Source organism: Rhodococcus sp. UNC363MFTsu5.1 (genome assembly GCF_000686785.1).
GTDB classification, from domain to species: domain Bacteria; phylum Actinomycetota; class Actinomycetes; order Mycobacteriales; family Mycobacteriaceae; genus Rhodococcus_G; species Rhodococcus_G maanshanensis.
The window spans coordinates 1-9503 of the sequence record NZ_KK366015.1; the positions used below are offsets into that span (position 1 = coordinate 1).

12 protein-coding genes and 1 tRNA gene are annotated in these 9503 nt (G+C 68.1%); 7 read left to right on the forward strand and 6 right to left on the reverse strand.

The annotated features are described in order from the left end of the window. The coding region (locus BR31_RS0125160; RefSeq protein WP_027503359.1) for an MspA family porin at positions 1-558 on the forward strand (558 nt) is incomplete at its 5' end. 73 nt (positions 559-631) lie between these two features. On the opposite strand, the gene mscL is transcribed toward BR31_RS0125160, so the two are convergent. The 4 genes from mscL to BR31_RS0125180 all read right to left on the reverse strand — a co-directional run bounded on the left by mscL (position 632) and on the right by BR31_RS0125180 (position 2882). Beyond that, positions 632-1024: a large conductance mechanosensitive channel protein MscL gene (gene mscL, locus BR31_RS0125165; protein ID WP_027503360.1), complete on the reverse strand. Its 393-nt coding sequence runs from the start codon at positions 1022-1024 to the stop codon at positions 632-634. A 96-nt stretch (positions 1025-1120) separates the two neighbouring features. After that, a complete protein-coding gene (locus tag BR31_RS0125170; protein WP_027503361.1) occupies positions 1121-1810 on the reverse strand; it encodes an SAF domain-containing protein in 690 nt (229 codons plus the stop codon). An 87-nt stretch (positions 1811-1897) separates the two neighbouring features. Next, entirely contained in the window at positions 1898-2200 is a 303-nt protein-coding gene (locus BR31_RS0125175) for an FmdB family zinc ribbon protein (protein ID WP_027503362.1), read from the reverse strand. Between the two features lie 88 nt (positions 2201-2288). Beyond that, entirely contained in the window at positions 2289-2882 is a 594-nt protein-coding gene (locus BR31_RS0125180) for a 5-formyltetrahydrofolate cyclo-ligase (protein ID WP_231496700.1), read from the reverse strand. Positions 2883-2969: 87 nt separating this feature from the next. On the opposite strand from BR31_RS0125180, the gene BR31_RS0125185 reads away from it, so the two are divergent. The 6 genes from BR31_RS0125185 to BR31_RS0125210 all read left to right on the forward strand — a co-directional run bounded on the left by BR31_RS0125185 (position 2970) and on the right by BR31_RS0125210 (position 7680). Continuing rightward, entirely contained in the window at positions 2970-3890 is a 921-nt protein-coding gene (locus tag BR31_RS0125185) for a UTP--glucose-1-phosphate uridylyltransferase (protein ID WP_027503364.1), read from the forward strand. A gap of 23 nt (positions 3891-3913) precedes the next feature. Next, the gene (glp, locus tag BR31_RS0125190) at positions 3914-5173 is read left to right on the forward strand and encodes a molybdotransferase-like divisome protein Glp (protein ID WP_027503365.1); all 1260 of its coding nucleotides are present in this window, start codon (positions 3914-3916) and stop codon (positions 5171-5173) included. A 30-nt stretch (positions 5174-5203) separates the two neighbouring features. Further along, the gene (locus tag BR31_RS0125195) at positions 5204-5833 is read left to right on the forward strand and encodes a GNAT family N-acetyltransferase (RefSeq protein WP_037178424.1); all 630 of its coding nucleotides are present in this window, start codon (positions 5204-5206) and stop codon (positions 5831-5833) included. 186 nt (positions 5834-6019) lie between these two features. Continuing rightward, complete coding sequence (gene sepX / locus BR31_RS0125200) at positions 6020-6769, forward strand: divisome protein SepX/GlpR (protein ID WP_027503367.1); 750 nt, start codon at positions 6020-6022, stop codon at positions 6767-6769. A gap of 10 nt (positions 6770-6779) precedes the next feature. Further along, the gene (locus tag BR31_RS30165) at positions 6780-7481 is read left to right on the forward strand and encodes a phosphoglycerate mutase family protein (protein ID WP_037178380.1); all 702 of its coding nucleotides are present in this window, start codon (positions 6780-6782) and stop codon (positions 7479-7481) included. Positions 7482-7604: 123 nt separating this feature from the next. Next, a tRNA-Ala gene (locus BR31_RS0125210) sits at positions 7605-7680 on the forward strand. 83 nt (positions 7681-7763) lie between these two features. On the opposite strand, the gene BR31_RS30170 is transcribed toward BR31_RS0125210, so the two are convergent. Further along, entirely contained in the window at positions 7764-9017 is a 1254-nt protein-coding gene (locus tag BR31_RS30170; protein WP_037178382.1) for a tyrosine-type recombinase/integrase, read from the reverse strand. Continuing rightward, positions 9010-9503 (reverse strand): hypothetical protein (locus tag BR31_RS30175; protein WP_037178385.1); only part of this gene is annotated, 494 nt, incomplete at its 5' end. The genes BR31_RS30175 and BR31_RS30170, both read right to left, overlap by 8 nt.

Sequence of the window (9503 nt, forward strand, 5' to 3'; positions counted from 1 at the left end):
GGCACCATCACCAAGACCCTCGCCGACGGCACCGTCGTCACCGTCACCATGAGCGGGGAGTCCGCGAACATCTCCGGTTCCATGGGTGCGACGCCGCTGCACCGCAACGTGTGGGTCTCCGGTTCGGCGAAGGTCGAGATCTCCGGCGGCTCCGGCGCCGAGGGCGGCGACATCGAGCCCGGCTACATCGTGGCCTGCCAGCTCACCCTGGGCGGCGGGACCGGCCACAACGTCGGTGGCGGCACCACCTGGGCCAACGAGGACGGCGACGCCAAGATGACCGCCGACAGCGCGGGCAACATCTCCATCGGACCCGGCCAGGCCGCCAGCTTCTCGGTCCTCGACCTCGAGGAAGCCGACGACTTCGGTGGCGAGTCGCACTCCGGTGAGCACTCCTTCGAGGGCGCGTCCGGCAGCGTCACCTGGGCCGACTCCACCATGGGCGTCGAGGGCTGCGCCGGCTACGCCCAGGCCCGCTCCTACGTCAATGTCACCGTCGACACCGAGAACGTCAAGGGCACTGTCACCCTCTGGGGACAGCCCTTCAGCATCGGCTGACCAGGAACCGACCTGATCCACACACGCTGGGCCCGTATCGAATTCGATACGGGCCCAGCGTGTGCCCGCGTCCTCAGCTCCGATGCCTTGCGGTGTCGCTGCCCAGCAGGTCGCGGATCTCGGTGAGCAACTCGATGTCCGTGGCCTCCTTCTCCTCCTGGCTCATGTACCGCTCCTTGGCGTGGTTGTAGGGCACGATGAGGATGAAGTACACGACGGCCCCGATGATGACGAAGTTGATCGCCGCGGTGATCACCGCACCGATGTTCACGAAGGTCTCGGGGCTGTCGGTGATCTGGAAACCGAAGCCCATCTCGTTCGAGCCGCCGAGGGCGGCGATCAGGGGCTCGACGATGTTGCCGGTGAATGCGGTGACGATGGCGGTGAAGGCGGCGCCGATGATCACCGCGACGGCCAGGTCGAGCACGTTTCCCTTGAGCAGGAAGTCCTTGAAGCCCTTCAACATGAGTTGGGTCTCCGTTCCGTCGGCTGGTGATGCTCTCGGATATGGAAATGCTATGGACACCGGGCACGGTGGGGCAACAGGAGCCGGGCCGGGTGGTCAGTGGAACGTGACCGTGAGCGCCGTCGAGAGCGAGGCCGCGGCGACCGTGGTCGCCTCGCCGGCAGGCAGCGCGAGCATGACAACGCGCTCGCGCGCGCCACGGCCGGAATCGTTGGGGGACACCAGGATCACCGTCGCGGCTGAGGCCAGTACCCGGGCGTCGGGCGCCGGTCCTCCGGTGTCGGGGTTCACGGTCAGCACGTCCACCCGGTCGCCCTCGCGTAACAGGTCGGTCACTTCGGGGTCGGCGAGGCGGATCGGCACGACGCGGGCATCGGATGAGTCGGTGGCCGCGTTGGCCAGACGCGGACCGAGCAGGCGGAGGTCGGTCAGGGTCTCGCCCGCCCTTGCGGGCCCGGTCAGGGTGTGGCCGATGGCGTCGTCGAGGGCGCGAAGGGCTCCTGTTGGCACCGCCCCTGCGCCCAGCTGGACGAGTCGCAGGTCGTCGGCGCCGAGGACGAGGCCGGGCGTCAGGTCGCGGGCGGTGGCAACGACGGCGACCTGATCGTCCGACGGGTCGCCGCGCAGCAGCAGGATCACTGCGGTCATGGCCAGCGCGGCGGCGAGCAGCCTGCGGCCGGCAGCGATCCTGGCCGTTCCCGGTCGGGTCAGCCAGGAGAGCCGGTCGGTCCAGGTCGGGTCCAGCCGTTCGGGGCGACGACTGCCGGGGATCGGTGCGCGGTCCATGGGGTCACGCTAGGGACGGCGGCCGACCGTCGGCGCCTCCGCATGAGGTGCCTGTGGATGGACCAGACGGCTGTGGAGAACCTGGGGCTAGGTGGCCGAGGAGGACGCGCCCGCGCTCGCGGTGGACGTCGACGTGCTGGTCGACGTGCTGCTCGCGGGGGTCGAGGACGCCGACGAATCGGACTTGGCCGGCTCGCTCGCGGTGCCGCCGCTGCCCCGGCTGTCGGTCCGGTAGAAACCGCTGCCCTTGAAGACGATGCCGACGGAGTTGAACAGCTTGCGCAGCTTGCCGGAGCACTCGGAGCAGACGGTCAGGGTGTCGTCGGTGAAGGACTGGACGATGTCGAACCGGTTGCTGCATTCGGTGCAGGCATACGAGTAGGTGGGCACTGAAGGATCCTCCGCACGGGGTACTCAGGCCTGGGTGGTGATACGGCAGGCGTTAGCACTTTACAGTCAGGAGTGCCAACGCCGGTAATCAGCTTCCTATTCCCAGTGCACGCAGCCCGCCGGCCGGGGTGAGGACCCAGCCGACCCGGATGTCGTGTGACTCGTCGGGCAGTTCGGCGACCACCTCGTCGTCGCGGACCACCGCGATCAGGCGGGCCGCCGGAGCGGCGAGGTCGAGGGTTCGGTCGTAGAACCCCGCGCCCCGACCCAGGCGGACCCCCCGTTCGTCGACCGCCAGCGCCGGGATCAGGATCGCCGTCGCCTCCGAGATCGCCGAGGGCGGTAGGTGCGGTTGCGCGGGTTCCCGCAGGCCGAACGGGGCGCTGACCAGGGCGTCGGTGCCGTGGTACTCCGCCCAGTGCAGGGGGCCGGGTTCCCTGGCCACGGGCAGCAGGATCCGTCCGACCCGACGCATGAGGGCATCGAGGAGTGCCGTCGATCCGGGCTCGGCCCCGACCGGCACATATGCACAGACCGTTGCGTCGGGTCCGAGCGCGTCGCCGAGCTCCGACGCCGCCGCGGCGAGGGCGCGGTCCTCCGCCTCCCTGGTCACGGCGTCGCGTGATCGACGCGCGGCGAGAACCCTGGCCCGCCACTGCGCCTTCGTCGTCACTTCGGTCACCGATGCCACCCTGTTCCCCTGATCCGCGGTCCCATCGTGCTCACCCTAGAATCCGGAGCGCACGGACGAGATGGATAGGGTGTGCTCATGACACAGGCCGGCACCAACAAGAACAGGCACTTCCGCACGGCGGTGGTGCCCGCGGCGGGTCTGGGCACCAGGTTCCTGCCCGCGACCAAGACGGTGCCGAAGGAACTGCTCCCGGTGGTGGACACCCCTGGCATCGAACTCGTCGCCGGTGAGGCCGCCGATTCGGGCGCCAGTCGGCTGGTGATCGTCACCTCGGAGGGCAAGGACGGCGTCGTCGCGCACTTCGTCGAGGACCTGGTGCTCGAGAGCAAGCTCGAGGCCAGCGGCAAGTCACATCTGCTCGAGAAGGTCCGCAAGGCGCAGGGCCTGCTCGAGGTGGAGTCGGTGATCCAGGAGGAGCCGCTCGGGCTCGGTCATGCCGTCGGCTGCGTCGAGTGCGTGCTCGATGACGACGAGGATGCGATCGCGGTCCTGTTGCCCGATGACCTGGTGATGCCGCGCGGGGTGCTCGAGACGATGGTCCGGGTCCGGGAGAAGCGCGGCGGCAGCGTGCTGTGTGCCATCGATGTGCCCAAGGATCAGGTCAGCGCGTACGGCGTCTTCGATGTCGAGGAGGTGCCGGACGCGACGAATCCCGATGTCCTGCGGGTGACCGGGATGGTGGAGAAGCCGAAGCCGGAGGACGCGCCGTCGACGTTCGCGGCCGCGGGCCGGTATCTGCTGGATCGGGCGATCTTCGATGCGTTGCGCCGGATCACCCCGGGTCAGGGTGGCGAGTTGCAGCTGACCGACGCGATCGCGTTGCTGATCTCGGAGGGGCATCCGGTGCATGTGGTGGTGCATCGTGGGTCGAGACACGACCTCGGAAATCCCGGCGGCTACCTGCGGGCTGCGGTTGACTTTGCCCTGGACAGTGAAGAATACGGTCCTTCGCTGCGCGAGTGGCTCATTCAGAGACTGCAGCAGACGGGACATTAGTGGGGTCGGGAGGCAGTGACTACATGCGCTCGGTTGAGGAGCAGCAGACGAGGGTGACGGCTGCCGCGGTCGCGCCACGGCCGGTCCGGGTGGCGATCTCGGAGGCTCAGGGTCTGCTGTGTGCCGAAGAGGTGGTCACCGAGCGCCCGCTGCCGGGATTCGATCAGGCCGCGATCGATGGCTACGCAGTGCGCAGCGTCGACGTCGCTGGTGCGGGCGGGGAGAACCGGGGCGAGGACGACGAGCCCGTCGAGGTGACGCTGCCCGTGGTCGGCGAGGTCGCCGCCGGTTCGCGCCAACCGATCCGGTTGCAGCCGCGTCAGGCGGTACGTGTGGACACCGGGGCGCCGCTGCCGACCCTCGCGGACGCGGTCCTGCCGCTCGACCGCACCGATGGCGGCCTGAACCGCGTGAAGGTGCACTGGCCGGTCCGGTCCGGTGACTACGTCCGGCGCATCGGAGACGATGTGCAGCCCGGCGACGTCGCGGTACGCGCGGGCACCATCATCGGCGCGGCCCAGGTCGGTCTGCTCGCCGCGGTGGGGCGCGACAAGGTGCTGGTCCATCCCCGGCCGCGGCTGTCGGTCATCTCCGTCGGTGGCGAGCTGGTCGACATCGACCGCACCCCCGGCCCCGGCCAGGTCTATGACGTGAACTCGTACGCGCTCGCAGCGGCAGCGCGCGATGCGGGCGCCGACGTGAACCGGGTCGGCATCGCAGGCACCGATCCGCGTCGGCTGCGCGAGGTGGTCGAGGGTCAGCTGATCCGTTCGGAGATCGTCGTCATCGCGGGGGCGGTCGGCGGTGGGGCCTCCGACCAGGTCCGCGAGGCGTTGCGCGACCTCGGGGACCTCGAGGTGGAGCGGGTGGCGATGCACCCGGGATCGGTGCAGGGATTCGGCCAGCTCGGCCGCGACGAGGTGCCGACGTTCCTGTTGCCTTCCAACCCGGTCAGTGCGCTTGTCGTGTTCGAGGTGATGGTCCGGCCGCTGATCCGGATCGCACTGGGACGTAGGCAGCCGATGCGCCGGGTGGTGACCGCACGCACGGTCGCGCCGATCACCTCGATCGAGAACCGCAAGGGTTTCCTGCGGGGGCAGCTCATGCGCGACGAGACGACGGGGGAGTACCTGGTGCAGGCGCTCGGCGGTGCGCCCGGCTCGTCCTCGCACCTCCTGGCGACGCTGGCGGAGGCGAACTGCCTCGTCCTGGTCGCACCGGAGGTCACCGAGGTCCGGACCGGCGACGAAGTCGACGTGGCCTTCCTTGCGCAGCGAGGCTGAGGGTTGGGAACAGCACTGCGCAAGTACTCGATGCACCCGGGTTGGCCGGCGCATCTCGGTCCGCTCACGGTGGGCGCAGGGCGGGTGACGTTGCGCCCGATCCGGCTGCGCGACGCCGCGGCCTGGAGCCGTATCCGTATTCGCGACCAGGAACATCTCGAACCGTGGGAGCCGACCGGTGAGGGCCCGTGGGAGGACCGTCATCACATCGGGAACTGGCCAGGGCTGTGCGCCTCGCTGCGCTCCGAGGCGCGCAAGGGCAGGATGGTGCCGCTGGTCATCGAACTCGACGGAAAGTTCTGTGGGCAGCTGACGATCGGGAACATCGTGCGCGGGGCGCTGCGGTCCGCGTGGATCGGCTACTGGGTGACCAGGGAGGTGGGCGGTCAGGGGGTGGCCACCGCCGCGGTGGCGCTCGGGCTCGACCACAGCTTCGGCGCGCTCGGGTTGCACCGGGTCGAGGCCACCGTTCGCCCGGAGAACCTGGCCAGTCAGGCGGTGCTGCGCAACGTCGGGTTCCGTGAGGAGGGACTGTTGCGGCGCTACCTGGACGTGGACAGCGCGTGGCGCGATCACCTGCTGGTGGCGATGACGATCGAGGAGGTCGAGGGCACCGTCAGCGACCGGTTGGTCCGGGCGGGCAAGGCCACCTGGGGGTGACTCGCCGACCTCGTCGGATCCGATTGGGGGCGGGTAGTGCAAAACACCACTGGAGCGAGTGACTATTGTGACAGTTGGGAAAGTTGAGTCGGCGCGTCTGCGGGGAACTGCGCGCCGTGGCAATTAGCCTGAATGGGCTGATTGAGTCATACGTGCTGGTAGACGACTGGGAGGGAGGTCGCCGGTATGCCGAACTCGATCCTGTGGATCGCCTTGGTCGGGATGTGGCTGTTCGTCCTGCTGCCCATGCAGGCGAAACGTCGGCCCCGAATCCGTCAGACCACCGAGGCAGCACTGGCGACCCGTGTGCTCGACCGCGACCAGCTCGCGCGTCAGCAGCACCGCGGTCCCGCCTCAGGACACCGCAGCGACCCGAACTGGCGCCGCGAAGCCACTCGCCCCAGGTATGCGGAGGACCGCATGGACACCCAAGTAGAAGTCGACGAGTTGGACGACGAGCGGGCCGCGGCTCGTGAGTACGTCCCGCAGCGCCGCGGTCGCGGCGGCTTCGACCCAGAGGCCGATGCTCTGGCCCGGGCCGCGCGGTACGGCTTCCGGCAGCGTGCCGTCCTCGGCCTGATCCTGGTGACGATCATGTCGGCGGCGCTCGCGCTCATCGTCTCGCCGATGCTGTGGTGGGTGGCCGCGGCCGCCTTCGTCGGTCTCGGCGGGTACCTGGCCTACATGCGCAGGCAGGTCCAGTTCGAGCAGGAGATCCGTCGTCGCCGGATGGCGCGCCTGAGCCGGTCCCGGCTCGGAGTGGAGTCCCGCGAGGACGACGAGCTGCGGTTGATCCCGTCGCGGCTGCGCCGGCGGGGGGCCGTGGTGCTCGAAGTGGACGACGAGGACCCGGTGTTCGAGCACCTCGAGCACTACGACATCCGGTTCGAGGAAGAGGCGGCTCCTCAGGAGATGCGCCGGGTCGTCGGTCAGTAGCCTGACGCCGATGGCAGACGGAGCCGGGCCGGAGCGGATCGTGCTGCTCCGGCACGGCGAGTCCGAGGCCAACATCGATCCGGGGATCTACGAGCGGGTGCCGGACTACCGGATCCCGTTGACCGCGCGCGGCGTGGAGCAGTCGAGAGCCGCGGGGGAGCGGCTGCGCGAGCAGTTCGGCGGGCAGAAGGTCTGCGTCTACGTCTCGCCGTACCTGCGCGCATACCAGACCCTGGAGGCGCTCGGCATCGACGATCTGATCGAGCGCCGGATCGAGGAACCGCGTCTGCGCGAACAGGACTGGGCGAACTATCAGGATCCGGACGAGATCTCCCGGCAGACCGGGCTCCGCAACACCTACGGGCACTTCTTCTATCGGTTCAACGAGGGAGAATCCGGCGCGGACGTCTTCGACCGGGTGAGCACCTTCATGGAGACGCTGTACCGGCACCGCGCCAAGCCCGGGTTCCCGCCGAACACTCTCGTCGTGACGCACGGGCTGACCATGCGGCTGTTCTGCATGCGCTGGTTCCACTGGTCGGTCGAGTACTTCGAGTCGCTGAACAACCCGGGCAACGCGGAGACCAGGACACTGGTGCGGAAGGACGACGGCCGGTTCGCACTGGAGCAGCCGTTCGATCAATGGCGGTCCGTCCCGGAGGGGCAGACCATCCTCGACACCACCAGGGGAGGCGTGATCCTCCCCGGGTGAGATCCTCCCGCGCGGTCGGACGAACCCCTGTTGTGCGGGGTGAATCCGCTCCGGACCGGGCGATTTTTTCTGTGGCGGGCCGGGCTGCTACAGTTGCCGAGCGTTCCTTCGGGAGCGTGGTTCGGGGCTGTGGCGCAGTTGGTAGCGCGCTTCGTTCGCATCGAAGAGGTCAGGGGTTCGATTCCCCTCAGCTCCACCAGAGTTAGAGCAGGTCAGAGGCGTTATCCGAGAGATCGGGTAGCGCCTCTCTTGCGTTCGGTCCGCAGTGGGTCCGCAGTAGTTCTAGCGAGCGGCTCGAGCGGCAACGTCCAGGGCCTCCGCCACGGCTTCCAGATCGTCCTCGAAGAGATCCGCGTACACGTCCAAGGTCATGCTCGCCTTCGCGTGCCCGAGCATCTTCTGGACCGCCTTCACGTTGGCGCCGGCACTGATCGCCAGCGAGGCCGCCGTGTGGCGTAGGTCGTGCGGGGTCACGGTGGGGAACTCGGGGGTGACGGCCTCCCCCGTCTGCGCCTTCTCCTCGTCCCTCGCATCCTCCGCGGCCTTCTGCAGCCGCTTCACAGCAGGGGCAAACACGCGAGGGCGGTAGGTGCTCACCCTCAGCGCCTCACCCTCGGCGCTAGCGAACACCAGGGCATCCCTGCCCTTGCCCCGCATGAGCGCAGACAGCTCGTCCACGAGGATGCGAGGGAAGGGCACAGAGCGCCGCTCATGGGTCTTCGGGGTACTCCACACCAGCTTCCCCTTGACCTCCGCCACGGCCCGCGAGATCGTCACCCGACGACGCAGCATGTCGAAGTCACTTACCCTCAGCGCCGCCATCTCGCCCCATCGCAGGCCGGTCAGGGCGAGGAACCGGATCACCTCGGGGCGTATGTCCACCTCCAGTGCCAGCTGGGCTACTTGGGCGTGGGTGAGGTATCCGCGGTCTTTGTGCTGCCTTCTAGGGGCCTTCACGCCTAGGCAGGGGTTCACGGCGATCTGCCGGTCTTCTACCGCGATGTCGAGGGCCTGGCGCATGGCTCCAAGCGCGTTCTCGATGGTCGCTACCCCAGTGCCTGCTGCCACCATTTCAGCGACCCAGGCGCGCACTTCTGTTGTCCGGACATCTCGAACGGCGGCGCTCCCCCACTTCGGCTTCACGTGCACGGCCCAGGTGACTTCACGGGTGGCGGTAGTGGTGGCCTTGAGGTGGGCATTGGACTTGAGCCATCGCTCACCGGCCTCCCCTACCGTGCCTTTGCCGGCGGAGGGTGCAACGTGGGTGCCTTGGACGAGGGTGACGGTGACGGAGTCGAGCCAGGCTTGTGCGTCGACTTTCTTGTCGAACGCTTTGCTGTGTTCGCGGCCTGTGTCGTCGACGTAGCGGGCACGCCAGCGCTTTCGGGCGGGCGGAATGTCCTTGCCCTTGTCGTCGGTGGCCCATCCGGCGGCGTGGATGGACTGCTCGGCGCCGTTGGCGTCGCGAACGGTCTTCCACCACCGGTCTTCGACGCCGGCTCTGCGGTTGCGCCGTTGTGCGTGGGAGTTAGTCATGGGTGATTCCTGTTCGGCCTGGCTTGAACGGGGTGTTGACGGTGACGTGACGCACGAGCTTGGTCGGCTGGTTGCCTCCGTCTGCTCGGTCGGCAACCTTGATTGCTTCCTCGATGAGTGCGGGGTGTATCGACAGGTCTTCAAGTACCGCCACCACGTCGATCCGCAGCTTTGTGGGGGTCATGTCGGTGCACGATTCGGCGTACATCGCGATCGTGTCGAGGGCATCGGCTACCTCTGACTCGTCTCCGGTGGCCTGGTAGTTCTGAAGCGCGCGGAAGGCATTTTCCAGAGCCTTTGCGCCAGCAAGTTCATCTTTGATCTCCGCAAGTTCCGCTTCGGCGTGGATCTTGTCGATCTCCAGGTCTGCGTGCCGTATGGCCCAGTCTCGGAGGTGCTGTTCGACGATTCGCGTCTTGGGTATGAGCGATTCGGTCGGCAACCCGAAAATCTCTGCGAGCGCGACAAGTTCGACCACTGTGATCG